General features: G+C 62.3%; 20 protein-coding genes and 2 rRNA genes. 8 read left to right on the plus strand and 14 right to left on the minus strand.

Annotation, left to right across the window (positions count from 1 at the left end):
- Positions 1–9 precede the first annotated feature (9 nt).
- Together CVS48_RS14295 and rrf are read left to right on the plus strand one after the other, a co-directional pair.
- Positions 10–2,894 (plus strand): 23S ribosomal RNA (locus tag CVS48_RS14295).
- Between the two features lie 203 nt (positions 2,895–3,097).
- Positions 3,098–3,210: ribosomal RNA gene (rrf, locus tag CVS48_RS14300) — 5S ribosomal RNA — on the plus strand.
- Between the two features lie 187 nt (positions 3,211–3,397).
- Here rrf and CVS48_RS14305 read toward each other — a convergent pair.
- Both CVS48_RS14305 and CVS48_RS14310 read right to left on the minus strand, forming a co-directional pair.
- Complete coding sequence (locus CVS48_RS14305; protein WP_100855025.1) at positions 3,398–4,804, minus strand: sigma-54-dependent transcriptional regulator; 1,407 nt, start codon at positions 4,802–4,804, stop codon at positions 3,398–3,400.
- On the minus strand, positions 4,788–6,767 hold the full coding sequence (locus CVS48_RS14310) for a sensor histidine kinase (protein WP_100855026.1): 1,980 nt from the start codon (positions 6,765–6,767) through the stop codon (positions 4,788–4,790). The genes CVS48_RS14305 and CVS48_RS14310 overlap by 17 nt, the downstream gene beginning before the upstream one ends.
- Before the next feature lie 293 nt (positions 6,768–7,060).
- On the opposite strand from CVS48_RS14310, the gene CVS48_RS14315 reads away from it, so the two are divergent.
- Positions 7,061–8,416, plus strand: coding sequence for a dicarboxylate/amino acid:cation symporter (locus tag CVS48_RS14315; protein WP_100855027.1), 1,356 nt, complete (start codon positions 7,061–7,063; stop codon positions 8,414–8,416).
- Positions 8,417–8,547: 131 nt separating this feature from the next.
- Here the strand turns inward: CVS48_RS14315 and CVS48_RS14320 are convergent, their stop codons facing one another.
- The 7 genes from CVS48_RS14320 to CVS48_RS14350 all read right to left on the minus strand — a co-directional run bounded on the left by CVS48_RS14320 (position 8,548) and on the right by CVS48_RS14350 (position 13,842).
- Complete coding sequence (locus CVS48_RS14320; RefSeq protein WP_100855028.1) at positions 8,548–9,174, minus strand: Maf family protein; 627 nt, start codon at positions 9,172–9,174, stop codon at positions 8,548–8,550.
- Between the two features lie 33 nt (positions 9,175–9,207).
- Positions 9,208–9,678, minus strand: coding sequence for a 23S rRNA (pseudouridine(1915)-N(3))-methyltransferase RlmH (rlmH, locus tag CVS48_RS14325; protein WP_050449060.1), 471 nt, complete (start codon positions 9,676–9,678; stop codon positions 9,208–9,210).
- Positions 9,679–9,687: 9 nt separating this feature from the next.
- A complete protein-coding gene (gene rsfS, locus CVS48_RS14330; protein ID WP_100855029.1) occupies positions 9,688–10,092 on the minus strand; it encodes a ribosome silencing factor in 405 nt (134 codons plus the stop codon).
- Between the two features lie 74 nt (positions 10,093–10,166).
- Positions 10,167–10,754: a nicotinate (nicotinamide) nucleotide adenylyltransferase gene (gene nadD / locus CVS48_RS14335; RefSeq protein ID WP_100857661.1), complete on the minus strand. Its 588-nt coding sequence runs from the start codon at positions 10,752–10,754 to the stop codon at positions 10,167–10,169.
- Positions 10,751–11,662 (minus strand): oxygen-dependent coproporphyrinogen oxidase, encoded by a 912-nt coding sequence (hemF, locus tag CVS48_RS14340; RefSeq protein ID WP_100855030.1) that lies wholly within the window; start codon positions 11,660–11,662, stop codon positions 10,751–10,753. The genes nadD and hemF overlap by 4 nt, the downstream gene beginning before the upstream one ends.
- 15 nt (positions 11,663–11,677) lie before the next feature.
- Positions 11,678–12,985: a phosphoribosylamine--glycine ligase gene (purD, locus tag CVS48_RS14345; RefSeq protein WP_100855031.1), complete on the minus strand. Its 1,308-nt coding sequence runs from the start codon at positions 12,983–12,985 to the stop codon at positions 11,678–11,680.
- A gap of 125 nt (positions 12,986–13,110) precedes the next feature.
- The gene (locus CVS48_RS14350; protein WP_050449096.1) at positions 13,111–13,842 is read right to left on the minus strand and encodes a YebC/PmpR family DNA-binding transcriptional regulator; all 732 of its coding nucleotides are present in this window, start codon (positions 13,840–13,842) and stop codon (positions 13,111–13,113) included.
- A gap of 163 nt (positions 13,843–14,005) precedes the next feature.
- Here CVS48_RS14350 and CVS48_RS14355 point away from each other — a divergent pair, with 163 nt between their 5' ends.
- From CVS48_RS14355 to CVS48_RS14365, 3 genes are all read left to right on the plus strand, one after another.
- Entirely contained in the window at positions 14,006–15,523 is a 1,518-nt protein-coding gene (locus CVS48_RS14355) for a helicase HerA-like C-terminal domain-containing protein (protein WP_100855032.1), read from the plus strand.
- Positions 15,524–15,642: 119 nt separating this feature from the next.
- On the plus strand, positions 15,643–16,710 hold the full coding sequence (locus CVS48_RS14360) for a tartrate dehydrogenase (protein ID WP_100857662.1): 1,068 nt from the start codon (positions 15,643–15,645) through the stop codon (positions 16,708–16,710).
- Between the two features lie 47 nt (positions 16,711–16,757).
- Positions 16,758–17,723: a hypothetical protein gene (locus CVS48_RS14365; RefSeq protein WP_419191444.1), complete on the plus strand. Its 966-nt coding sequence runs from the start codon at positions 16,758–16,760 to the stop codon at positions 17,721–17,723.
- A 9-nt stretch (positions 17,724–17,732) separates the two neighbouring features.
- On the opposite strand, the gene CVS48_RS14370 is transcribed toward CVS48_RS14365, so the two are convergent.
- The 5 genes from CVS48_RS14370 to CVS48_RS14390 all read right to left on the minus strand — a co-directional run bounded on the left by CVS48_RS14370 (position 17,733) and on the right by CVS48_RS14390 (position 23,541).
- Positions 17,733–19,349, minus strand: a complete 1,617-nt coding sequence (locus CVS48_RS14370) for a DHA2 family efflux MFS transporter permease subunit (RefSeq protein WP_242001280.1) — start codon at positions 19,347–19,349, stop codon at positions 17,733–17,735.
- Positions 19,346–20,539: an HlyD/EmrA/EmrK family protein gene (locus CVS48_RS14375; protein WP_100855034.1), complete on the minus strand. Its 1,194-nt coding sequence runs from the start codon at positions 20,537–20,539 to the stop codon at positions 19,346–19,348. The genes CVS48_RS14370 and CVS48_RS14375 overlap by 4 nt, the downstream gene beginning before the upstream one ends.
- Before the next feature lie 22 nt (positions 20,540–20,561).
- Positions 20,562–22,007, minus strand: a complete 1,446-nt coding sequence (locus tag CVS48_RS14380; RefSeq protein WP_100855035.1) for an efflux transporter outer membrane subunit — start codon at positions 22,005–22,007, stop codon at positions 20,562–20,564.
- Between the two features lie 108 nt (positions 22,008–22,115).
- The gene (locus tag CVS48_RS14385) at positions 22,116–22,622 is read right to left on the minus strand and encodes a MarR family winged helix-turn-helix transcriptional regulator (RefSeq protein WP_100855036.1); all 507 of its coding nucleotides are present in this window, start codon (positions 22,620–22,622) and stop codon (positions 22,116–22,118) included.
- Between the two features lie 40 nt (positions 22,623–22,662).
- Entirely contained in the window at positions 22,663–23,541 is an 879-nt protein-coding gene (locus tag CVS48_RS14390; RefSeq protein WP_100855037.1) for a DMT family transporter, read from the minus strand.
- Positions 23,542–23,614: 73 nt separating this feature from the next.
- On the opposite strand from CVS48_RS14390, the gene CVS48_RS14395 reads away from it, so the two are divergent.
- Both CVS48_RS14395 and CVS48_RS14400 read left to right on the plus strand, forming a co-directional pair.
- Positions 23,615–24,598, plus strand: a complete 984-nt coding sequence (locus CVS48_RS14395) for a DMT family transporter (RefSeq protein ID WP_100855038.1) — start codon at positions 23,615–23,617, stop codon at positions 24,596–24,598.
- Positions 24,599–24,649: 51 nt separating this feature from the next.
- Positions 24,650–25,639 (plus strand): quinone oxidoreductase family protein, encoded by a 990-nt coding sequence (locus CVS48_RS14400; RefSeq protein ID WP_050449071.1) that lies wholly within the window; start codon positions 24,650–24,652, stop codon positions 25,637–25,639.
- Positions 25,640–25,818 lie beyond the last annotated feature (179 nt).

Raw genomic sequence — 25,818 nt, forward strand, 5'->3', positions numbered from 1 at the left:
GCGTTATAGGATCAAGCGACTAAGTGCATATGGTGGATGCCTTGGCGATCACAGGCGATGAAGGACGTAGTAGCCTGCGAAAAGCTACGGGGAGCTGGCAAACAAGCTTTGATCCGTAGATGTCCGAATGGGGAAACCCACCGCAGCAATGCGGTATCCCTAGCTGAATACATAGGCTAGTGGAAGCGAACCGGGTGAACTGAAACATCTCAGTAGCTCGAGGAAAAGAAATCAACCGAGATTCCGAAAGTAGTGGCGAGCGAAATCGGAAGAGCCTTTACGTTTTAGCACGCAAGATAGTCGAACGGAATGGAAAGTCCGGCCGTAGCAGGTGATAGCCCTGTAGATGAAATCTTGTGTGTGGAACTAAGCGTAAGACAAGTAGGGCGGGACACGTGAAATCCTGTTTGAAGATGGGGGGACCATCCTCCAAGGCTAAATACTCGTGATCGACCGATAGTGAACCAGTACCGTGAGGGAAAGGCGAAAAGAACCCCGGAAGGGGAGTGAAATAGATCCTGAAACCGTATGCATACAAACAGTAGGAGCCTCCTTGTGGGGTGACTGCGTACCTTTTGTATAATGGGTCAGCGACTTACATTCAGTGGCAAGGTTAACCGAATAGGGAAGCCGTAGCGAAAGCGAGTCCGAATAGGGCGATTCAGTCGCTGGGTGTAGACCCGAAACCAGATGATCTATCCATGGCCAGGTTGAAGGCACGGTAACACGTGCTGGAGGACCGAACCCACTAATGTTGAAAAATTAGGGGATGAGCTGTGGATAGGGGTGAAAGGCTAAACAAATCTGGAAATAGCTGGTTCTCTCCGAAAACTATTTAGGTAGTGCCTCAAGTATTACTGCGGGGGGTAGAGCACTGTTATAGCTAGGGGGTCATGGCGACTTACCAAACTATGGCAAACTCCGAATACCCGCAAGTACAGCTTGGGAGACAGAGCACCGGGTGCTAACGTCCGGACTCAAGAGGGAAACAACCCAGACCGCCAGCTAAGGTCCCGAATTATCGCTAAGTGGGAAACGAAGTGGGAAGGCATAGACAGTCAGGAGGTTGGCTTAGAAGCAGCCATCCTTTAAAGAAAGCGTAATAGCTCACTGATCGAGTCGTCCTGCGCGGAAGATGTAACGGGGCTAAGCGATAAACCGAAGCTGCGGGTGTGCACTTTTAGTGCACGCGGTAGGAGAGCGTTCTGTAAGCCTGCGAAGGTGGCTTGTAAAGGCTGCTGGAGGTATCAGAAGTGCGAATGCTGACATGAGTAGCGATAAAGGGGGTGAAAAGCCCCCTCGCCGTAAGTCCAAGGTTTCCTGCGCAACGTTCATCGGCGCAGGGTGAGTCGGCCCCTAAGGCGAGGCAGAGATGCGTAGCTGATGGGAAACTGGTTAATATTCCAGTACCGTCGTACAGTGCGATGGGGGGACGGATCGCGGAAGATCATCAGGGTGTTGGATGTCCCTGTTGCTGTATCGAAGATGGCGCTTAGGCAAATCCGGGCGCGTAAATCAAGGGTATGGCACGAGCGAGCATTGCTTGCGAAGTGATTGGAAGTGGTTCCAAGAAAAGCCTCTAAGCTTCAGCTGTGCGAGACCGTACCGCAAACCGACACAGGTGGACGGGATGAATATTCCAAGGCGCTTGAGAGAACTCAGGAGAAGGAACTCGGCAAATTGATACCGTAACTTCGGGAGAAGGTATACCCCGGTAGTGTGAAGCGCCTGCGCGCTTAGCATGATGGGGTCGCAGAGAATCGGTGGCTGCGACTGTTTATTAAAAACACAGCACTCTGCAAAGACGAAAGTCGACGTATAGGGTGTGACGCCTGCCCGGTGCCGGAAGGTTAAGTGATGGGGTGCAAGCTCTTGATCGAAGCCCCGGTAAACGGCGGCCGTAACTATAACGGTCCTAAGGTAGCGAAATTCCTTGTCGGGTAAGTTCCGACCTGCACGAATGGCGTAACGATGGCCACACTGTCTCCTCCTGAGACTCAGCGAAGTTGAAGTGTTTGTGATGATGCAATCTACCCGCGGCTAGACGGAAAGACCCCATGAACCTTTACTGTAGCTTTGCATTGATCTGTGAACCGGCCTGTGTAGGATAGGTGGGAGGCTTTGAAGCGTGGTCGCTAGATCACGTGGAGCCATCCTTGAAATACCACCCTGGTTTGTTTGCGGTTCTAACCTTGGTCCGTTATCCGGATCGGGGACAGTGCATGGTGGGCAGTTTGACTGGGGCGGTCTCCTCCCAAAGTGTAACGGAGGAGTTCGAAGGTACGCTAGGTACGGTCGGAAATCGTGCTGATAGTGCAATGGCATAAGCGTGCTTGACTGTGAGACTGACAAGTCGAACAGGTGCGAAAGCAGGACATAGTGATCCGGTGGTTCTGAATGGAAGGGCCATCGCTCAACGGATAAAAGGTACTCTGGGGATAACAGGCTGATACCGCCCAAGAGTTCATATCGACGGCGGTGTTTGGCACCTCGATGTCGGCTCATCTCATCCTGGGGCTGTAGCCGGTCCCAAGGGTATGGCTGTTCGCCATTTAAAGAGGTACGTGAGCTGGGTTTAAAACGTCGTGAGACAGTTTGGTCCCTATCTGCCGTGGGCGTTGGATACTTGACGGAGCCTGCTCCTAGTACGAGAGGACCGGAGTGGACGTACCTCTGGTGTACCGGTTGTCATGCCAATGGCATTGCCGGGTAGCTAAGTACGGAAGAGATAACCGCTGAAGGCATCTAAGCGGGAAACTCGTCTGAAGATTAGGTATCCCGGGGACTTGATCCCCCTAAAGAGTCGTTCGAGACCAGGACGTTGATAGGTCGGGTGTGGAAGCGCAGTAATGCGTTAAGCTAACCGATACTAATTGCTCGTGAGGCTTGATCCTATAACACTGATGGTTATTGACCTGGTGATATAGCGTTCCAAGTGTCGTTCAATACAAAATCTGGCTGCACCGTCAGCAGCCAGCCAACACCAATTACATACCCCTTGTGCGTGATCATCGAGTTTGCCTCTGATCACCCACACGTTGTGTTTCTTCCAAGATTGGAGCCGTTGCGCTAACCCGCAGCCGCTCAACCCGTTACGCCTGACGACCATAGCAAGGTGGTACCACTCCTTCCCATCCCGAACAGGACAGTGAAACGCCTTCGCGCCGATGATAGTGGACGGACGTCTGTGAAAGTAGGTCATCGTCAGGCTTTTATTGCGCAAAACCCCACAGGTGATCCTGTGGGGTTTTGTTTTTGGGTTTTATTTTTGGGTCTTGATATTAGGTTTGAAATTTTAGATTGAGACCGAAGATTTGACCTTTGCGATACTGATTAATTGAAAACGCCTCGCGGCTCATGCCGCGAGGCGTTTTTGTTTGATGTCGCCGCCATTCGATTACGAATTGGCCAGATATTGCTGACGATCGATACCGTGGCGCTGGAGTTTGTCGTAGAAGGTCTTGCGTGGGATGCCCAGCGTTTCAAGTGTGGTCTTGAGGTCGCCTCGGTTGGCGGCAAGTGCATCGCGGATCAATTGCGCTTCCAAACTCTCCATGCGTTCTGGCAGGCTGAGAGCTTCGTGCGTTTGAGGGCCCGTTCCGGATTCCGGCATATTCAGCACGCCCAGCACTACGCGCTCGGCGAAGTGGGCAAGTTCCCTCACATTGCCTGGCCAGTCGTGCGTCATGACGTGCTGATTGATGGCGGGAGGCATCTCCGGGATGTCGCGATGAAATCGACGCGATGCGTGCCCAAGATAATGCGCGAATAACAGAGGGATGTCGTCCCGGCGTTCGCGCAAGGGTGGGATGCGGATGGTGACCACGTTGAGCCTGTAGAACAGGTCTTCGCGAAACTTGGTCCGGATGGCTGGGCTACCCAGATCTTCTTTGGTGGCGGCCACGACGCGCAGATCCAGGTTGCGCACTTCGTTGCTGCCCAGCGGGGTGATCTGGCGCGATTCGAGTACGCGCAGCAGTTTCACTTGCACCGCGAGCGGCATGCTCTCGATTTCGTCCAGGAACAAGGTTCCCCCGCTGGCATGTTCGATCCGGCCGACACGCTTTTTTTGCGCGCCGGTAAATGCACCGGCCTCGTGACCAAATAGCTCGCTTTCAATGACGGTTTCTGGCAACGCGCCGCAATTAATGGCGACCAATTCACGATGGCGGCGGCGACTGAGCCGATGAAGCGCCGTTGCCACGACCTCCTTGCCGGTTCCCGTTTCGCCCTCGACCAGCACATCGACATCCGCATCCGCAATGTGGCGGAGGGTTTCCTTGATGCGCTGCATGGCGGGGGTGGCGCCGATGAAGGGCACTTCATCGGCTTGCACTGCAAACGCGGCGTCGCGCAGGCGGCGGTTCTCCAGTACCAGACGGCGCTTTTCTGCCGCGTGCAGGATGGCGGTGGTGAGCCGGTCGGGCGCATAGGGCTTGGCCAGGAAGTCATAGGCGCCCTCGCGCATGCATTGGACCGCGGTAGCGATATCGCCGTGGCCAGTGATAAGGATGACCGGCAGTTCCGGGTCGATGCCACGCAACCGATTGAACAGTTGCAGGCCATCGATGTCCGGCATGCGGATATCGGTCACGACCACCCCGTCGAAGTCGCGGTGCAAGGCCGGAAGTGCGGAACGCGCGGTTCCGTATGCGTCGACGGTCATGCCTTGCAATCTAAGGGTTTGCACGTTTGCCCGACGCAGGTCTTCGTCGTCGTCGATGAAAACGACATGGGGCGCTGCAGGTGCGCGATCGTCCAGTGCTGGACCCGCATACGGAAAGGTGTCAGGGCTTTGGATCATGGTGAAAAGAAATGGCCTGAGCGCCGTGGCCGGCGTCTGCCTTGCGCAATGTAAGGATGAACACGGCGCCGCATTGGGCGCCTTGAGTTGTCGGAATACCGAGCTCACCTGGATGGCTCGCGTGCAGGTCGCCGCCGAATTCGGCGACGATATCGCGGCAAATGACCAGGCCCAAGCCCAGGCCTTCCGGCTTCGTCGTATAAAAAGGGGTGAACAGACGAGCCCGTGCGTCGGTCGACAGCCCGGGGCCGTTGTCGTTCACGTAAAGCCGCACGGTTGTGCCGAGGTCTTGCAAGGCGACGATGACCCGGCCATCGGAAACGCCTTCCAACGCTTCCATCGCGTTTTGTAGCAAATTCACCAAGACCTGCTCCAAGCGGATGCGGTCGGCGCGGACGAGTACATCTTGGTCAGCCGGCGGCCGTTCCAGTGCAACGCCCTGCCTGCGCGCGCGTGGGCCAATCAACAACAAGGCCCCGTCCAAGGCCTCGTTGAGACTGGTGGGGCCTATCGACGCACCGGCTTTGCGTGAAAATGCGCGCAATTCGCCCGTGATATGGCCAATACGTTCGGTCAGTGTGGCGATGGTGCCCAAATTCTCTTTGGCGGCCTCCGCGTCGTGGCGGCGCAGGAATTCCGTGGCGTTGTCAGCGTAGGCTCGGATCGCCGCGACGGGCTGGTTGATCTCGTGGGCAACCCCGGCGGCAACCTGTCCCAGCAAGGCCAGCTTGCTGGCTTGCACCAGTTCGTCCTGCATCGTATGCAGGCGCGCCTCGGCGCGTTGCCGTTCGTCCATTTCGTCCATCAGTTGCTCATTGAGCTCGCGCAGTTGGCCAGTGCGTTCACCGACCAACGCGGCCAATTGCGCCTGGATGGCGGCCTGCAGGCCGGCCCGTTCGCGGTTGCGATGGCGCCGATACAGCACGATGCCGATTGCAGCCGCCAGAAGGCCCTGCAACAGCAAGGCGGCCAATTGCGCGTTGGCGGTGGCCTGGTTCACGGCCGTTTGGACGGGCGACAGTAAATGCAACGTCCAGCCCGGAGACTCCGCGATGGGCAAGGTGGTGTGCAGCAGCGGCGCCCCGTTGGGAATCTGTGGCAAGGCGTGGTTGGCCTGCACCAATTGACCGGTGCTGCCCAGGGATAACGGCGGCGTCAGGGGCAAAGGTTGAAAGGGTGCATCGCCAAACTGAAGGCTGGTGCGCAAGGTTTGCGCCAGGTCGGGCGCCAGAGGCGCCAAGACGTCGAAACGCCAGGCCGCTACGCTGCCCAGCAACACCACGCCATGCTCGTCGGTGACAAAGATGGGCGCGGCGGATTGCCGCCAGTCTGACTCCAGGCCGCGAAAATCCACTTTCAACACGATCACGCCCAACATGGCGCCGTTGGCATCGTCCACGCGGCGCGACAAATATAAGCCGGCTTCATGGCTGACCGTTCCCAAGGCGAAATGCTCTGCGTAGCCGTTGGCGACGGCGCCTTGGAAGTAGGGGCGAAATTGATAGTCGACCCCGACAAACGTGGCGGGTTCGCGCCAATTACTGGCGGCGATTGCCAGCCCCGTCTTGTCCAGTAGATAGATGGCGGAGGCGCCGACGCCACGAGTCAGCGTGTCGAGTTTGTCGTCCAGGGATTCGATCTGGGCGGTCGACGCGCCCTGTAGCGCCGCGCGCACGTCCACATCTCGTGTCAAGACGAAGGGCAGGGCCCGGAATTTGTCGAGGTTATTGCGCAGCAGGGCGGCGTTGATCTGGCCAGCGCTGCGTGCCTGGGCGGTCGCGCTCTTGATGGCGTTGTCGCGGGCCCACTCCGTGGCCACATGCAGGACCCCGACAACGATGCCGACCGCGACCAAGATGCCCAATGCGCGCGCACGCCACGAGCGCGGAGCGTGTCGCGAGGCGAGCGTGGAAGAGGTTGCGTCTGAACGCTCGGCGGAGGAAGAGGGTTGGGAGTTGGACATGGTGTGCGGACTTCCGCACATTCTAGCTCAGTTGTGTGCGGCTTCCCGCCATTAATGCACCTGGAGATCCGCGCGAGGGAAGTAAAACCACTGCAATATCAATGGTTTGTCGTATTCCGCTTGCACCAAGCTCACCTGGCACGGGTCTTGCATATACAGGGCTAAGCCGAGCCGTATCCGCGCGCGGTGAAATCGGCATGCGACCACAACGCAATGCCATAAAACAGAAAACGCCCTGTCGCCCGCTGCGCTCAACCGCGTGGGGCAAGGGGCATTGGTGGGGACAAAACCCGATGATCGACGTAGATCAGAGCGCACCCGTGCGCAAGCTGAAGTTCTATCAAATCCTGTATGTGCAGGTGATTTTCGCCATCGTGATTGGGGTGCTGCTGGGCGCGTTCAAGCCCGAACTCGGCCAGCAGATGCAGCCGTTGGGCGATGCCTTCATCAAGCTGGTGAAGATGATCATCGCGCCGGTGATCTTCCTGACCGTGGCGTCCGGCATTGCCGGCATGAGCGACTTGAAAAAGGTCGGGCGCGTGGCCGGCAAGGCAATGCTGTACTTCCTGACTTTTTCGACACTGGCCCTGATCGTAGGCATGGTCGTCAGCCATATCGTCCAGCCGGGCGCGGGGATGCACATCGACCCCAGCACTCTGGATCAGAAGGCCGTGGCCAGCTTCGTGGCCAAGGCGCACGACTCGACCATCACCGGCTTCCTGATGAACATCATCCCGACGACGATCTTCAGTCCGTTCGTGGGCGGAGATATTCTGCAGGTGCTGTTCGTGGCGGTGCTGTTTGGTATCGCGCTTGCCATGGTGGGCGAGCGCGGCAAGCCGATTCTGAGCTTCATGACCGCGCTGGCCCAGCCGATCTTCAAGCTGGTTGCGATCCTGATGAAGGCGGCCCCCATCGGCGCGTTCGGCGCGATGGCGTTCACCATCGGCAAGTACGGCATCAAGTCGGTCGTGAACCTGGCCATGCTGGTGGGCACCTTCTACGCCACGTCGGTGCTGTTCGTGGTGGTGGTGCTGGGTCTGGTCGCCCGCTACAACGGTTTTTCGATCCTGAAACTGGTGCGCTACATCCGCGAAGAATTGTTGTTGGTGCTGGGCACGAGTTCATCGGAAGCCGCGTTGCCCACGCTGATGCAGAAGATGGAACGCGCCGGGTGTTCGAAGTCGGTGGTTGGCCTGGTGGTGCCCACGGGATACTCGTTCAACCTGGACGGTACCAACATCTATATGACAATGGCCGCGCTGTTCATCGCGCAGGCGTGTGACATTCCCCTGTCGCTGGGCGACCAGATCTTGCTGCTGGCTGTCGCGATGCTCAGTTCCAAGGGGGCCGCGGGGGTCACGGGCGCTGGTTTCATTACCCTGGCCGCCACCTTGTCGGTGGTGCCCTCGGTGCCCATCGCGGGGATGACGCTGATCTTGGGCGTGGACCGCTTCATGTCGGAATGCCGCGCCTTGACCAACCTGGTCGGCAACGCCACCGCCGCGGTCGTGGTTGCTCGCTGGGAAGGGGAGCTGGATCAGGAGCAGTTGCACGCCGCGCTGGAGGGGCAGTTGGCGCCTGTCGTGCCGGCTTCTGAAGCGCCCGCGCACGACGCGCAGCCGACGCTGGGCCACACGGTGGTGTAAACGTCCGAAGGTGCTTCCTTGAATGAAAAAATCCCCCGGGTCACGACGATCTCGGGGGATTTTCTTATGGGCGTGTCATTACGGGCGTGACACTACGGGGCATGACACGACAGGGCGTGTCACCACGCTGTTCAAGGAATCTCGATGCCTGCCGCTCGCAGCAGATTCGACGTTTCGAATAGCGGCAGGCCCATCACGCCGGTATAGCTGCCGGCAATGCGCGAAATGAACGTACCGGCCAAGCCCTGGATGCCATAGGCGCCTGCCTTGCCGAAGGGTTCACCGCTATCGCAGTAGCGGCCGATTTCGTCGTCGCTCAAGTCGCGCATGTGGACGTCGGTGACTGACACCGCTTCCAGTAGCTGATCGCCCGTGCAGACTGCGACGGCGGTTCGGACTTCATGCGCCTGTCCGGACAAGGCACGCAAGATGCGCACAGCGTCCGCGCGGTCGGCAGGCTTGCCCAGGACCGTGCCATTCAAAATGACGGTCGTGTCGGCGGCCAACAGGGGCAGATCAGGCAGATTGTGGACGCGCATCCAGTCGCGGCCCCGCAGCGCTTTGTCGCGCGCCGTGCGTTGCACGTAGTCGGCGGCGCTTTCGCCTTCGTGTTGAGGCTCGTCTTCGCCGGGAGGCGATGGCACCAGCAGGACGGTGTGGACAAGGCCGATCTGAGTCAGCAGTTCACGCCGCCGAGGGCTGGCCGAGGCCAGGTAAAGGCGAGCGGGGGAAGCGTCAGGGGCGGCGGTGTGAGGCATGCGGAATCGAGTGGGGCGCCGCCCTGGCTGCGGTCAGGCGCGGTGGTAGGGGTGATTGGTCATGATGGCCCAGGCGCGATAGAGCTGTTCGGCCAACACCACGCGGACCATGGGATGCGGCAAGGTCAGCGACGACAAGCGCAGCTGCCCGCTGCACGAGGCCTTCAGGTCGGCGTCCAGGCCATCCGGGCCGCCCACCAGAAAAGCCACGTCCTGGCCGCCCGCGCGCCACTGTTCGAGCTTTTGCGACAAGGCCATGGTTGTCAGGTCGCGGCCGCGTTCGTCCAGCGCCAGCCGCAGCGCGCCGGCGGGTAAGGCGGCTTCAATGCGTTTGGCTTCCGCCGCCATCATCTGGGCGGGCGTCTTGCCGGTTGTGCGCGGTTCCGGCTTGATCTCGCGCAGTTCCAGCGCGCAATCGGCGGGCAGGCGTTTGGCGTAGTCGGCCCAGGCAGTCTCTACCCAGTCCGGCATTCGCGTGCCCACTGCCGCAACAATCAGCTTCACGGCAAGAACTCAGGCTTCGGCGTCGTCGTAGCCGTTGTCGGCGGGGATCGGCGCTGCCCGGGTCGATTCCGGCAGCAGCTTTACACGCACCGGTTTGCCGCCCCAGATCTCTTCCAGGTTGTAGTACTGGCGGATGGCGGGTTGCATGATGTGCACGACGACGTCACCGAGGTCGACGACGACCCATTCACCGGTGTCCTCGCCTTCGATGGTGATGCCGGTCAGTTCAAGGGCACGGCCGCGGTCGGCCACGCTGGAGGCGAGGGCTCGGGTTTGGCGGTTGGAGGTGGCGCTGGCAATCACGACGCGATCGAACAAGCTTGTCAGATGCGTGGTGTTGTAGACCTTGATGTCTTGCGCCTTGACGTCTTCGAGGGCATCGATGACGGCGCGTTGGAGTTTCGTTATATCCATAGCTGCAAATATAACCCGCGGACGGACGGCGGATGCCGGCTCCGTGGCGCTTTCGGCGCCGGGCGGGTGTGGGTTTATCGGTAAAGTTGGTGCGCCGCAATGTAGGCGGCGACGGGCGGGGCCAACAGGCCGTCGGTGGATTCACCCGCGGCCAGCCGCCTACGGATGTCCGAAGCGGACACCGCCATGGGGGCAAAGGGCAATTCTTCCAGGCTGTGGCCCTGGTCTTGCAGCCAGGTGGTCAGTTCCGTGGGCGGCAAGAGCGGGGTGCCAGGGCGGGTGGCCACGGCCAGATCCACCAGGCTGGCGATGTCGCGCCAATTGCGCCAGGTGCAAAAGTTGGCGAGTTGGTCGGCCCCCAGCAGCCAGACATATCGCGCACCCTGGGGCAGGCCGCGCAGCGTGTCGATGGTGTAAGTGGGGCCGTCGCGTTCGATTTCGACGGGGTTGACGACCAGGCCGTCGTGCCCGGCAATGGCCAGTTCCAGCATGTCACGGCGTTGTTCGCCCGTGGCGTGCAAAGCTGCTCGCTGCCACGGGTTGCCGGCGGGAATGAGCTCCACGGCGGCGAGATCCAGCGTGTCCAACGCGCTTTTTGCCAGCGCGACATGGGCGACGTGGACGGGGTCAAAGCTGCCGCCCAGCAGACCGATGCGCTTCAAACCCAATCTCGCGGCGTCAGGTAGGCGGCAAGCTCGGCTTCCGGCGTGCCCGCTTCGGGCTGCCAGTCGTAGCGCCATTGCGCCAAGGGTGGCATCGACAGCAGGATGGATTCGGTGCGGCCACCGGATTGCAGGCCGAACAGCGTGCCACGGTCGAAAACCAGATTGAATTCAACATAGCGGCCACGGCGGTACGCCTGGAAGTCGCGTTCGCGCTCGGTGTAAGCCATGTCGCGGCGGCGTTCGACGATGGGCAGATAGCTGTCCAGGAATGCGTCGCCCACAGAGCGGGTCAGCGCGAACGAGGCGTCAAAGCCGGGTGCGTTCAGGTCGTCAAAGAAGACGCCGCCGATGCCGCGCGTTTCGTTGCGGTGCTTCAGGAAGAAGTACTCATCGCACCAGCGTTTGTAGCGCGGATAGTACTCAGGGCCGTGGCTGGCCAGCGCGTCGCGGCAGACCGTATGGAAATGCCGGGCGTCGTCTTCGAAAGGGTAGTAGGGCGTGAGGTCTATGCCGCCACCGAACCAGAAGACGTCGGCTTCATCATGCCCGGGGCGGGCCGTCGCCACGAACATGCGCACATTCATGTGCGTGGTGGGCACGTAGGGGTTGCGCGGGTGCAGCACCATGGACACGCCCATGGCTTCCCAGGCGCGGCCGGCAAGCTCGGGCCGGTGGGCGCTGGCCGACGGGGGCAGCTTGGTGCCCTTGACGTGGCTGAACAGTACGCCCGCGCGCTCGAACAGCTTGCCGCCTTCCAGCAGCCGCGACAGCCCGCCGCCGCCTTCCGGACGTACCCATTCATCGGCGCGGAAGGGGCCGCCTTCCGCCGCTTCCAGCGCTTGGACAATACGCGCCTGCAAGCCGGTGAGGTAATCGCGGACGGAGGCAACGGGCAAGGCGTTCATCAGCGCTTTCCGGGGTTACGCGTTGGACTTCGGCTTTTGTTGCGAGGGCTTGAGCGCGCGCCAGCCGATGTCGCTGCGGTACTGGCGGCCATCGAAATGGATGCCGTCGATGGCTTCGTACACGCGGTCGCGAGCCATCTTGACCGAGTCGCCCAAGGCCGTGACGCACAGCACGCGGCCGCCGGTTGTCTTGGTATCTTCACCATCCCGTTCGGTGGCGGCATGGAAGACCATGCAGTCTTCGGCGTCGGCGGGCAGGCCGCGGATGACGTCGCCGGTGCGTGGCGTGTTGGGGTAATTGTGCGACGCCAGCACTACGCCCAGCGCGGTGCGGCGGTCCCAGACGATGTCGGCCTGGTTCAGCGTGCCGTCCACGGCGTGCTCAAGCGCGTCCAGCAGGTCGCTCTTGACGCGCATCATGATGGGCTGCGTTTCCGGATCACCCATGCGGCAGTTGAATTCCAGCGTCTTGATCTCGCGGTCGGGATCGTCGCCCGGGGCGATCATCAGGCCGGCGTACAGGAAGCCGGTGTAGGGAATGCCGTCGCGCGTCATGCCCTGCACCGTCGGCAGGATGATTTCGCGCATGATGCGGTGGTGCAGTTCGGGCGTGACGATCGGCGCGGGCGAATAGGCGCCCATGCCGCCGGTGTTCGGACCCTGGTCGCCGTCTTGCAGGCGCTTGTGGTCTTGGCTGGTAGCCAACGCCAGCACGTTGCGGCCGTCGCACATGACGATGAAGCTGGCTTCTTCGCCCACCAGGCATTCTTCGATGACGACGCGAGCGCCCGCGGCGCCCATCGAGCCGTCGCCCAGCATGGCGTCAACGGCGGCATGCGCTTCTTCCAGCGTGGCCGCAACCACAACACCCTTGCCGGCGGCCAGGCCGTCGGCCTTGATCACGATGGGGGCGCCTTCCTGGTCAATATAGGCATGCGCCTGAACCGGGTCGGTGAAGGTGGCGTAGCGCGCGGTCGGGATGTTGTGCCGGACCATGAAGGCCTTGGCGTAGTCCTTCGAGCTTTCCAGTTGCGCGGCGGCCTTGGTGGGGCCGAAGATTTTCAGGCCGCGCGCGCGGAACACGTCCACCACGCCCGAGGCCAGCGGCGCTTCCGGCCCAACGACCGTCAGGGCGATTCCTTCGCGCTGGACGAAATCGGCCAGCTCCTCGGCATTGGTGAGCGCGATGTTTTCCATCTGCTCGGCCCGTTGCGTGCCGCCGTTACCCGGAGCGACAAACACCTTGTGTACGCGCGGGGAGCGGGCCAGCCGCCAGGCGAGGGCATGTTCGCGGCCGCCCGAGCCAATTACCAGGAGTTTCATGTTGCGTGATTCTGAAGGTTGCCACTCTAGCCCGTGGAGAAGGCGACGGACCCGGGACAGCCCGGGGCCGATTCATATTCCAGCGCGCTGGCGGACGGGCCGTCAACGTGCTGGAACCGTGGGATTTACTGCGCTTCGTCGAAAATGACGGTGGTATAGACTTCCTGCACGTCGTCCAGGCCTTCCAGGGCGTCGAGCAGTTTCTGCATCTTGATGGCGTCTTCGCCAGCCAGTTCGGTTTCGTTCAGCGCCTTCATGACGATGCCGTCAACTTCGGCTTTCAAACCGGCTTCGTCGAAAGCCTTGCGCACGGCGGCGTAGTCGGCCGGCGCGCAAACGACTTCGATCACGCCTTCTTCGTCGGTCGTTACGTCTTCGGCGCCGGCATCGAGCGCGGCTTCCATCACTTTGTCTTCAGCGGTGCCGGGCGCGAATACGAACTGGCCGCAATGCTTGAACATGAAGGCCACCGAGCCTTCCTGGCCCAGGTTGCCGCCGTTCTTGGCGAAGGCGTGGCGGACTTCCGCCACGGTGCGGGTGCGGTTGTCGGTCATGCAGTCAACGATGACCGCCGCGCCGCCGATGCCGTAGCCTTCGTAGCGGACTTCCTCGTAGGCGTCGCCGTCGGCGCCGCCCGCGCCACGCTGGATGGCGCGCTGGATGTTGTCCTTGGGCATGTTGGCGTCAGTGGCCTTGTCCCAGGCCATGCGCAAGCGGGGGTTGCTGTCCGGGTCGGGGCCGCCGGCGCGCGCCGCCACGGTGATTTCACGAATGATCTTGGTCCAAAGCTTCCCGCGCTTGGCGTCTTGACGCCCTTTGCGGTGCTGGATATTGGCCCATTTGCTGTGTCCGGCCATGGCTTCCCAGGAGAATTTGTCTGCAAAAAAAGGCATTTTACCGTGCCGACGGCCATAGCGCCCCGACGTAGCCCCGCCTGTGTCGATATTGCCACGCGCACAAGCACTACGGCAGGCTCTACACTTGGCCATCCTTTTGGCTTCCTGGTCCGGAGCGTTGCCCATGCCTAATCCCATCGTCATTGCCAAGAATGCGCAGACCGAACTGGCCCTGTTACCCGCGTTGGCCAACCGGCACGGGTGCATTACCGGGGCCACGGGCACCGGCAAGACCGTCACCCTGCAAGTGCTGGCCGAATCGTTTTCACGCATCGGCACGCCGGTGTTCATGGCCGACGTGAAGGGCGACCTGACCGGTATATCGCAAGCTGGGTTGGCCAGCCCCAAACTGGTCGAGCGGCTGAAAAGCCTGGGCCTTGACGAACCCGCATGGGGCGCCAGCCCGGTCACGCTCTGGGACGTCTTCGGTGAGCAGGGCCTGCCGGTGCGGGCCACCATTACCGATATGGGGCCACTGCTGCTGTCGCGCGTCCTGGAACTGAACGATACGCAGGAAGGGGTCCTGACCCTGGTATTCAAGGTGGCCGACGACGAAGGCCAACTGCTGCTTGACCTGAAAGACCTGCGCGCCATGCTGCAAAACGTGGCGGACCGTTCGGCCGAGCTCAAGACCCGCTACGGCAATGTGTCCTCGGCCAGCGTGGGCGCCATCCAGCGCGGCTTGCTGGCGCTGGAATCGCAGGGCGCCGAGCAATTCTTCGGCGAACCCATGCTGGACGTGGGCGACCTGATGCGCACCGATGCCCAGGGGCGCGGCATGGTCAACGTGCTGGCCGCCGACAAACTGATGCAGGCGCCGCGGCTGTACGCCATTTTCCTGCTGTGGCTCTTGGCCGACCTCTATGAAAAGCTGCCCGAAGTGGGCGACATGGACCAGCCCAAGCTGGTTTTCTTTTTCGATGAGGCGCACCTGCTGTTCAACGACGCGCCGCCCGCGCTGCTGAACAAGATCGAACAGGTGGTGCGCCTGGTGCGGTCCAAGGGCGTGGGTGTTTATTTTGTGACCCAGAATCCGCTGGACATTCCCGACACCGTGTTGGGGCAACTGGGTAACCGCATCCAGCATGCCTTGCGGGCTTTCACCCCGCGCGACCAGAAGGCCGTCAAGACCGCCGCGCAGACGATGCGCCCGAATCCGGGCCTGGACATCGAAGCGGCCATTACTGAACTAGGGGTGGGCGAGGCGCTGATTTCATTGCTGGACGCCAAGGGCCGCCCCATGCCGACGGAGCGCGCCTACGTGATGCCGCCGGCCAGCCGTATTGGCCCCGCGACGGACGTCGAGCGTCTGGCGTTGCGCCAGGGCAGCCCGATGGCCGCCAAGTACGAAAAGGCGGTTGACCGGGAATCCGCCTACGAAATCCTGGCGGGACGCGCCGCCGTGCCGGCGGATGCCGCCAGCGGCACGCCGACGGAATCCAAAGGCGAGGCGCCCGCCGAATCCTCTGACGGCGGCTTGATGGGCAGCTTGAAAGACGTACTGTTCGGATCGACCGGCCCGCGCGGGGGCAAGCGCGACGGCGTCGTCCAGACCATGGCCAAAAGTACGGCCCGCTCGATTGCGCGTGAACTGACGCGCGGCATTCTGGGATCGCTGCTGGGCTCCAAAACCCGGCGCTGACGCCACCTGTCCACTGGCAGGACGCTACCTTCCGTTTTGTAACGGGGGGTGTTGCGTCGCGCCCGTTTATGCCTATGATTCTGGGCGGTCTATCAAAGGAAACCTTAAGGACAAACGTGGTGGCTAAGAAACACAAGATTGCGGTGATTCCAGGAGACGGTATTGGCAAGGAAGTCGTGCCGGAAGGACTGAAAGTGCTGGACGCCGTGGCGACGCGCTTCGGCATCGAATTCCAATGGGATCATTTCGACTGGAGTTGCGACTATTACGCTCAGCACGGCAAGATGATGCCGGACGACTGGAAGGCGCAGATCGGGCAACACGAAGCGATTTTCTTCGGCTCGATCGGCTGGCCCGCCACGGTGCCGGACCACGAGGCGCTGTGGGGCTCGTTGTTCAAGTTCCGTCGCGAATTTGATCAATACATCAATTTGCGACCGGTTCGCCTGATGCCTGGCGTGCCGTCGCCGCTGGCCGACCGCAAGCCCGGCGACATTGATTTCTTCATCGTCCGTGAAAACACCGAAGGCGAATATTCCAACAGCGGCGGCCGCCTGTTTGAAGGCACCGACCGTGAGGTCGTCATTCAGGAAAGCGTGTTCACGCGCATTGGCGCCGATCGGGTGCTGAAGTTTGCATTCGAGCTGGCCCAAAAGCGCGGCAAGCACCTGACCGCCGCCACCAAATCAAACGGCATCTCGATTTCAATGCCCTGGTGGGACGAGCGGGTTGCCGACATGGCCGGGAACTATCCGGACGTGCGTTGGGACAAATACCATATCGATATCCTGTGCGCGCACTTCGTGCAGCATCCGGATTGGTTCGACGTGGTGGTGGCTTCCAACCTGTTCGGCGACATTCTTTCCGATCTGGGGCCGGCATGCACGGGCACGATTGGCATTGCTCCGTCCGCCAACCTGAACCCCGAGCGCAAGTTTCCGTCGCTGTTTGAACCCGTGCACGGCTCGGCGCCGGATATCTATGGCAAGGGCATCGCCAACCCGATCGGTCAGATCTGGAGCGGCGCATTGATGCTTGATTTCCTGGGTTACCCCGAGGCTTCGGCCGCGGTGGTGAAAGCGATTGAAACCGTGCTGGCGGACGGACCTCGCACGCGGGACATGAAGGGCAGCGCATCGACCGTCGATGTCGGGGACGCCATTGCGTCGCTGATCTCGGCCGGGTAAGCGCATCGAGCGGGGGCGGCCACTCAGGCTAGTTGATGGAACATTCAATGTCTTCTACCTCCGCCGCCCACGTGGGCGGTGGTCGGGCCGACCGCTTTGTACGCAAGCTGTTCCGTTTGCTGCGTTCGCGCACGCAACGGCATAACCAGCATTTGTGGCCGTTCGTGCGGATCTGGCGAGACCGCACAGGCGCCATCAGCGGCTTTCGCGCCTTTGGCCGGTCGCTGCCGTTGACGCCGTTGGCTCGGGGCTACGACCGCGCCGATGAAACGGTGCATCTGATCCTGAGCGGCCCGTCGGTTGCGCAGATTCCCTACGATCAGTTGGATATCCGCGTGGCCATGGGCGTGAATGGTGCCATTGCGCTGGCGCGCAAGTTCGACCTGCCATTCAAGTACTACTGCATCATCGACCAGAATTTTGTGCGGGAGCGTATTGACCTGGTGCGCGAGATCGTTGCGCGCGACCTGACGCTGTATGTGTTTCCGGAAGTGCTGCGCTACATCATGCAAGGCATTGCGCAAGACCAGATCCGCTGCCGCATCTGCGTCATTGAACTGATTTCCGAACGCGCCTATCAACGCAGCGCGGCGCCCGCGGTGCTCAAGCGGATTGCCGCAGCCACGCCTGATGTGCAATTGCTGGATGCCAAGCAGGGCATGGGGTACAGCTTCGATGCATCGCTAGGCGTGTTCGATGCCGACACGGTGGCCTATGCGGCCTTGCAGGTGCTGATGTCCTGCGGCGCGCGGCAAGTGTATGTGCACGGGCTGGACCTTACCTTACAGAACGGGCTGCGCTTTTATGACGAAGACGGCAAGCCTCAGACCAGCCGCCTGGCTCGCAAATTCACGCATTTGATCGAACCGTCGTTCCGCTTTGCCGCCGAGCAATGGCGGGCGCGTGGCGTGTCGGTGTTCAACCTGTCGCCCGTCAGCGCCTTGTCGGCCGATATTATCGAGCGGCTTGATTGGCAAGCGTTCTTGAAAGAGGACGCGCGCAGCGCGCCCTGATTCTCTGCATCAGTGTGCGCCCGCCGCGGCTTCAGCCGCACCGCCGCCGCCCGCCTTGCTGGAGCGGGGCCGCGCGAACCAGACCAGGCCCGTCAGCATCAGGAAGATGATGGCCGAGGCATAGAACACATCCACCGCCGACATCGTGAACGCTTGCGTATTGACCAGGCCATCCACCATGCTCAAGGCTTGTTGATGCGACATGCCCAAGCCGTTCTGCAGCGCATTCATCGTCTGGTCGAACGCTTGCTGCCCTGGCTTGGCGGCCTCGGTCAATTGCGAGTGGTGCAGCGTGGCGCGGTTTTCCCATAGCGTCGTTGCGATCGAGGTGCCGAACGCGCCCGCCGTCAGGCGCAGGAAGTTCGACAACCCAGATGCCGCGGGAATGCGCCACGGTTCAATGCTGGACAGCGTGATGGACGTCAGCGGCACGAAGAACGCCGCCATGGCCGCGCCCTGGATGATGGTTGGCAACATAAGCGTGCGCACGTCGGTCTGGGTGTTGAAGCCCGCCCGCATGAAGCACACCAGCGCGAAGATCAGGAACGCAACCGTCACGATCTGGCGCGGGTCGCGCGTGGCCAGCATCTTGCCCACGATGGGGGTCAGCAGGATGGCCAGCAGGCCAACCGGCGCCGTCACCAGACCGGCGTAGGTGGCGGTGTAGCCCATATTGCTTTGCAGCCACAGCGGCAGCAGCACCACGTTGCCGAAGAACACGCCGTAGGCCACCGCCAGCGTCAGCGCGCCGACGGTGAAGTTGCGTTCCTTGAACAGGCGCAGGTCCACCACGGGGTGGGCATCGGTCAGTTCCCAGATCAGGAAGAACACGAAGGCCACGAAAGCGGTTGCCGCCAGCGCAATGATGGTGGGGCTGGCGAACCAGTCCAGTTCCTTGCCCTTGTCCAGCATGATCTGCAAGGCGCCAACCCAGACCACCAGCAGCACCAGGCCCAGCTTGTCGATGGGCAGCTTGCGGGTCATGGATTCGCGGTTGCCGTAGATGCGCCAACTGATCCAGGCGGCCAGGAGGCCCACCGGCACATTGATGTAGAAGATCCAGGGCCAGGTGTAGTTGTCTGAAATCCACCCGCCCAGCAGGGGACCCGCCACGGGCGCGACCAGCGTGGTCATGGACCAGACGGCCAGCGCCATGCCCGCCTTGGACTTCGGGAAGCTGGCAAGCATCAACGTTTGCGACAGCGGGATCATCGGCCCGGCTACCGCGCCCTGCAACACGCGAAACGCGATCAGCGCTTCCAGCGACGGCGCAAAGCCGCACAGCCACGACGCCAGCACGAACAGCAGCGTGGAAATCAGGAACAGGCGCACCTGCCCGAAGCGCTGCGTGAGCCAGCCCGTCAGCGGTACCGTGATGGCATTGGCCACGGCGAACGACGTGATGACCCACGTGCCCTGGCTGGTGCTGACGCCCAGATCGCCCGAGATGGTGGGGATCGACACGTTCGCGATCGACGTGTCCAGCACGTTCATGAACACCGCGGTGGATAGCGCAATGGACCCGATGATGCGGGCCGCGCCTTCCAGCGGCGGGTAGGTGCCCGATGGGCGGGCGGGTTCTACGGGGGGCGCGCCAGCGCCCGCGGGCTGGGCGGTAGTGCTCATGATGCGAGGTTGTCTTCGATGATCTTCTTGATCATGGCGTCGACATCATCGTGTGCCGGTTCAAAGGCGCGCGTGGACCAGGCCGGCTCGCTGCGCACGGCCTGCGTCAGCGCTTCGCCGTCCTGCTGGCCCACATCCACTTCCACGTCCATCGACAGGCCGACGCGCAAGGGATGCGACTTCAGGTCTTCGGGGTCGAGCAGAATGCGCACGGGCACGCGCTGCACCACCTTGATCCAGTTGCCGGTGGCGTTCTGGGCGGGCAGCAGGGCGAACGCGCTGCCGGTACCCGCGTCCAGGCCGGCGACCTTGCCGTGGTAAACGACCGAGCTGCCGTACAGGTCGGCCACCATCTTGACCGGCTGGCCGATGCGCATCTTGCGCAGTTGGCCTTCCTTGAAGTTGGCTTCCACCCAGACCTGGTCCAGCGGCACCACCGTCATCAGCGCGTTGCCGGGGGCCACACGCTGGCCAACCTGCACGCTGCGGCGCGCGATCACGCCGCCCACCGGCGCGGGCAGCACGGTACGCGACTGGGCCAGCCAGGCATTGCGCAGGCCGGCGGCGGCCTGGAGCACATCGGGATGATTGGCCACCGTGGTGCCCTGCGTCAGCGCCTGGTTGGTCACCAGTTTGGCCTGCGACGCGGCCAGGGCGGCGCGGGCTTGGGCCAGGCCGGATTGCGCCGACTTCAGCGCGGCTTCCGCGTGCAGGATCTCTTCACCGCTGACACCGCCCGACTTGGCTAGTTGCTGGCGGCGGCTGACGTCGCTTTGCGCGCGGGTCAGCTCGGCCTGTGCGCGCAGAATGTCGGCACGGCGCAGGTCGACGTCGGCGGCCAGCGCATCGTTCTGCACGTAATAAGTGCGGACCTGGCGCACCATCTGCGCCAGCCTGGCTTGCGCTTGTTGCAGCGCCACGTCGGTGTCGGCGGGGTCCAGGCGAACGAGCGGCTGGCCGGCTGCGACGGTTTCGGTATCGTCGGCTTCGATGGCCACGACGGTACCGGGCACCTGCGGCGTAATCTGCACCAGGTTGCCGTGCACGTAGGCGTCGTCGGTGCTTTCGAAGTGGGCGCCGAAAAGCACCCACCAGATGCCATAGGCGATGGCGATGAGAATGAAGACGCCAGTCGCGATCAGCAATAGGCGTTTGCGGGCGGGGTTGGCGGTGGGGGTGGCAGCGTTCATGACGTCTGAATCCGGGGATCGTTCAATGAATGGGGTTCGTAGCGGCAGCGGACTGCGCGGTGTGCGCGGTGTCCGTCTGTGGCGCCGGTGTGTAGCCGCCGCCCAGGGCGTTGGCCAAGTTGGCGTCAAGCTGATAGGCGCGGATACGCAGATCGGTATCCAGGCGGGCCTGGGTCAGCACGCCGGTTTGCGCGATGAGCACGGTGATGTAGTTGCCCAGGCCGGCCTTGTAGCGGTTTACGGCCAGGTCGTAGGCGGCTTCGATGGCGGTGCGGGCCTGGCGCTGTTGGGCGCGCTCCTGCTCCAGCAAGCGCAGGCCGTCCAGCGCGTCGGCCACCTGGTGCACGGCGTCCAGCACGGCCTGGTTGTAGTCCGCCACGGCCAGATCGGCGTCGGCGCGGCGCCCGGCCAGGTTGGCGTTCAGTTCGCCGCCATGGAAGATGGGCAGCGTGACGGCCGGACCAAAGCCCGCCGTGCGCGCCGCGGCGCCCAGCAGGTTGCCCGTGCCCAGGGCCTGAAAGCCGGCAAACGCGGTCAGGTTGACGTTGGGGTAGAACTCCGCTTTGGCGGTGTCGATGGCGCTGCGCGCGGCTTCGGCGCGCCAGCGCGAGGCCACAACGTCGGGGCGATGGCCCAGCAGGTCCAGCGGAATGGCCGTGGGCACGACGCCCGCGGGCGCGGTCAAGTCCACGGCAACCAGCGATTGGCCGCGTTGCGGGCCGGCGCCTGCCAGCGCCGCAACCTGATTGCGCAACTGCGCCAGCGTCGTTTCCGTCTGCGTCAGTTCCACCTGGCCCGCAGCCAGCGACGATTCCGCCTGCTTCACTTCCACCTGCGTGTCCAGGCCGGCGCTGTAGCGGCCTTGCGTCAAGGACAAGACATCGGCGCGTTGCGCGATCACCCGCTTGAGCACATCGCGCTGCGCGAAGGCGTTCTGCAGGTTCAGGTAGGCACGTACCGTCGCGCTGGCCAACATGTTGCGTGCGGCTTGCGCGTCGGCGGTTGCGGCTTCGCGCTCCGACACGGCCGACTTCAGGCGTGATCGGTTCTTGCCCCAGAAGTCCAGCTCATAGCTGAAGTCCAGCGCCAGCCGGTTATCGCTGACGACGGTGCCGCCCAGCGGTGCCGGGTAGATGTAGTCGGCCGACAGGTGTTCGCGGTTCAGCGAGTAATTGGCGTCCACGCGGGGCATCAGCGGGGCGCGGGCGGTGCTGACGGCGGCGTTGGCCTTGGCCAGGCGCGCTTGGGCGGCGCTCATCGACGGGCTGTTGGCCAGTGCTTCGTCCATCAGCGCGTTGAGCTGTGCGTCGCCGTAGCGTTGCCACCATTGCGTGTTGGGCCAGGCGGTGTCGTGAGCGGTCAATCCCAGCTTGGCCGCATCCAGCGCTACAACGGGCTCGGGCCCGGGTTCCATCAGTGCGCAGCCGCTCAGGGCAAGCACCAATACGGTAGAAAGAAGGCGTTTCATCCTGACTGTTTGCTGAAAGTAATTGATTGATCTGTATTTGCCTAGGCAAATATTATGCCAAATAAAGCCCCACGCGCGAGTGGGGCGGAGCAGGTCGGAAAAGGGTCGTCAGCGCTCGGGCGCGGTGCCGGAGGCCGAGCCGTTGGCGATCATCCGGCGCATGAAGTGCATCAACTGGGTAACTTCGTCTGCAGAAAAACCACGTAGGTGGTGGTTCAGCGCGCGGGCGATGCTAGGCGGGATTTCACGAGCCTTGGCTTCGCCCAGCTCGGTCAGTTCGATTTTTACAACGCGGCGGTCTTCCAGGCTGCGACTGCGGCGCAGCAGGCCTTTGGCCTCAAGACGGTCAAGCGCGCGAGTCATGGCGCCAGTGTCCATGTCATTGAGGCGGGCCAGTTCGGCGGGGGTGTCGGCGCGGCCCAGGAAGACCATGGCGAGCGGGCGCCATTGCATGGCGGTCAGGTCCAGCGGCGCCATTTCCTGGTCCAGCATCCGGGTCAGGGAGTGATAGACCAGCTTGATGAGGTAGCCCGCGTTCTCTTCCCCCATGCAACGGTGGTCGTTGCGATAGTGGATGGGGGCGTCGGCGTCAGGCGGGGCAGTTTCGGCATTCATGCGCCGAATTTTACTGCCTAGTCAGTTATTGTCAAGGCTGCTATTTTACCGGTATTTCCGCCTCGAACACGCCCTTGCGCAAGCCTGACCAGACGATTGCCGCAACGATCAGCGCGGCGCCCGCCATCATGCGGGGCGTCGGTTCCTGGCTGAAAAGCATCCACGCGAATGCGATGGCATACACCGGTTCCAGGGCAATCACCAAGCCGGCGCTGCGGGCGTTCAGGCGGGTCAGGCTGGACACGAACAGATAGTGCGACAGGCCGGTGCAGAAGATGCCCAGCAAGGCCAGCCAGAACCAGTCCAGCGCGGGCAGGGCGGGCAACTGTCCGACCGCGAAGGGCACCATTACCAGCGCCACCACCACGTTTTGCCAGCATGCCACCTGCATCGGGTCCATGCCGGAGGCCGAGCGCCGGTTGCTCAACGCCAGCAGGGCGAAGGTCAGCCCGGACAGCAGGCCCCACGCCAGGCCGATGGTGCCCTGGTCGGCCAGGTCGAAAGACGGCGTCACCAGGATGAGCCCGGCGGTGACCAGGCCCAGCAACATCCATTCGGCCGCGCGGATGCGTTCTCGGAAGAGCAGGCCTTCGAACAGCGTGATGAATGCGGGAAAGCTGGCGAAACCCAGCGTGGCGATGGCGATGCCGCCCACTTTGACCGAAATGAAGAACGTGACCCAATGCGCCGCCAGCAAGGCGCCGGCAAGTACCAGCACGAATAGCTGGGCGGGCGTCAGCACGCCCAACAGCGGCTTGCGACGCATGCGGGCGAAAATGCCCAGCGAGATCACCGCGAAAACCGCCCGGCCCAGCGTGATGACGGCAGCGCTGGCCTGTATCAATTCCCCGAAAACGCCGGTCAGGCCGAAAAGCACGGCGGCGATATGGATGTAGGTCAGAGCGCGATGTCGGGTCATGCCAGAGGGTGTCGATGCCAAAAAGCGATGTTTAAGCGTGCAAAGAGGATTGCACTGAATCTAAAATCATCGCATGAATCGTATCGCCAAGCTTTTGCCATCCTCTCTTCCATCCGGCCGCGCGGCCGGAATACTTATGGCAATGCTTGGCGCGGTGCTGTTTTCGGCCAAGGCGATTGTGGTCAAGTTCACCTACCGTTACGGCATCGACGCGGTCACGCTGATCGCCTTTCGCATGCTGTTTGCGATGCCCTTCTTCGCGGCGGTGGCCTGGCACCAGTCACGCCGCGCGGCGCGCGGCGAGATCGTGACGATGACAAGCAAAGAGCGCATCCAGGTCATCGTGCTTGGGCTGTTGGGCTACTACCTGTCCAGCTTCCTGGACTTCCTGGGCCTGCGCTACATCACCGCAAGTCTGGAACGGCTGATCCTGTTCCTGTCGCCGTCGCTGGTCGTGCTGCTGTCCGCGTTCTGGTTCAAACGTCCCATCGAGCGCCGGCAATGGCTGGCCATGGTGCTGTCGTACGCCGGTGTGGTGCTGGTGTTTGCCCACGACCTGTCCTTTGGCGGCGGGGGCGAGGTGCTGTTAGGGTCTTTGTTCGTTTTTGGCTCGGCGGCAAGCTATTCTGTCTACCTGATTTGTTCCGGCGAACTGATCAAGCGGGTTGGCCCGACGCGCCTGGTGGCCTACGCCATGCTGGTTTCGTGCGTGGCCTGCATCATCCAGTTTTTCGTGATCCACCCGCCGTCGATGCTGATCCAGCCGGCGGGCGTTTACGGGTATTCCGTGATCCACGCCACGCTGAACACCGTGGTGCCGGTCTTCATGCTGATGTGGGCGGTGTCGCTGATTGGCGCGCCCACGGCATCATTGCTGGGCATGGTGGGGCCGGTGTCCGTGCTGTTTCTGGCGTCGTGGTTCCTGGACGAGCCCATTACCTTGTGGCAGTTGGCGGGCACCGCGCTGGTGTTGACCGGCGTGTTCGCCTTGATGGGCGGCGGCGCCGGCAGGCCGGTATCCGACGCAAAGCGCGCGGCGGAACCGCCGTCGCGTTAAAGCCTGGTTTTCTCGATTTATTCGCATCATTTCCATTGAAAGGAGGCCAGCATGGCCAGCAATCTCGTCAAGGCAATTCGTATCGAGCAACACGGTGGTCCCGAAGTCCTGAAGCTGGTTGACGTGGAAGTTCCGCCGCCCGCCGCCAATGAAGTCACGATCGAGCAGCACGCCGCTGGCCTGAATTTCATCGACATCTATTTCCGCACGGGCTTGTACCCGCATCCGCTGCCGCACGGCCTGGGTTTCGAAGCCGCGGGCGTGGTCACGGCCGTGGGCGCCGACGTCAAGCACCTGAAAAAGGGCGACCGTGTGGCGTATGGCCAGAGCCCCATCGGCGCCTACGCCAAGGCGCGCAACGTGCCGGCCAATCAAGTGGTCACCGTGCCCAAGGGCATTGGTTTTGACGAGGCCGCCGCGCTGATGCTCAAGGGCCTGACGGTGCAGTACCTGTTCCGCCAGACCTACCGCCTGCAAGGCGGTGAAACCATTCTGTTCCATGCGGCCGCGGGCGGCGTGGGTCTGATCGCTTGCCAATGGGCCAAGGCGCTTGGCGTGAAGCTGATCGGCACCGTGTCCAGCCCGGAAAAAGCCGAGCTGGCACGCGCCAACGGCGCTTGGGAAACCATCGATTACTCGCGCGAAAACGTGGTCGAGCGCGTGCTGGAACTGACCAAGGGCAAGAAGGTGCCGGTGGTGTATGACGGCGTGGGCAAGGACACCTGGGAAACCTCGCTGGACTGCATCGAGCCGCGCGGCCTGATGGTCAGCTTTGGCAACGCGTCCGGTCCTGTCGCCGGCGTCAACCTGGCCGTGCTGAACCAGAAGGGCAGCCTGTACGTGACGCGCCCGTCGCTGGGCGTGCATGTGAATACCCTGGAAAAGCTGCAAGCCGCCTCCAAGGAAGTCTTCGACCTGGTCCTGAAGAAGAAGATCAAGGTCCGCATCGACCAGCGCTACAGCCTGGAGCAGGCCGGCGAAGCGCAGACCGCGTTGGCATCGCGCAAGACCACCGGCGCTACGGTGTTGATGCTGGACTGATTCTCCGCATCTGGCGCGCCCCTTGGTGGGCGCGCGACGGGGCCGGGCAGGGCGCGCATTGCGTGACCTGCCCGGCCTTTTTATTGGCAAGTGCTCGTGCGCAGAATGACAAATCCCCATGCACGGCCCGACAAGCCAGCAATAAAGCCCGTTGCTATTCTGGCTCCACACTTTTCGTT

The organism is Achromobacter spanius (assembly GCF_002812705.1).
In the GTDB taxonomy this organism is placed as follows: domain Bacteria; phylum Pseudomonadota; class Gammaproteobacteria; order Burkholderiales; family Burkholderiaceae_B; genus Achromobacter; species Achromobacter spanius.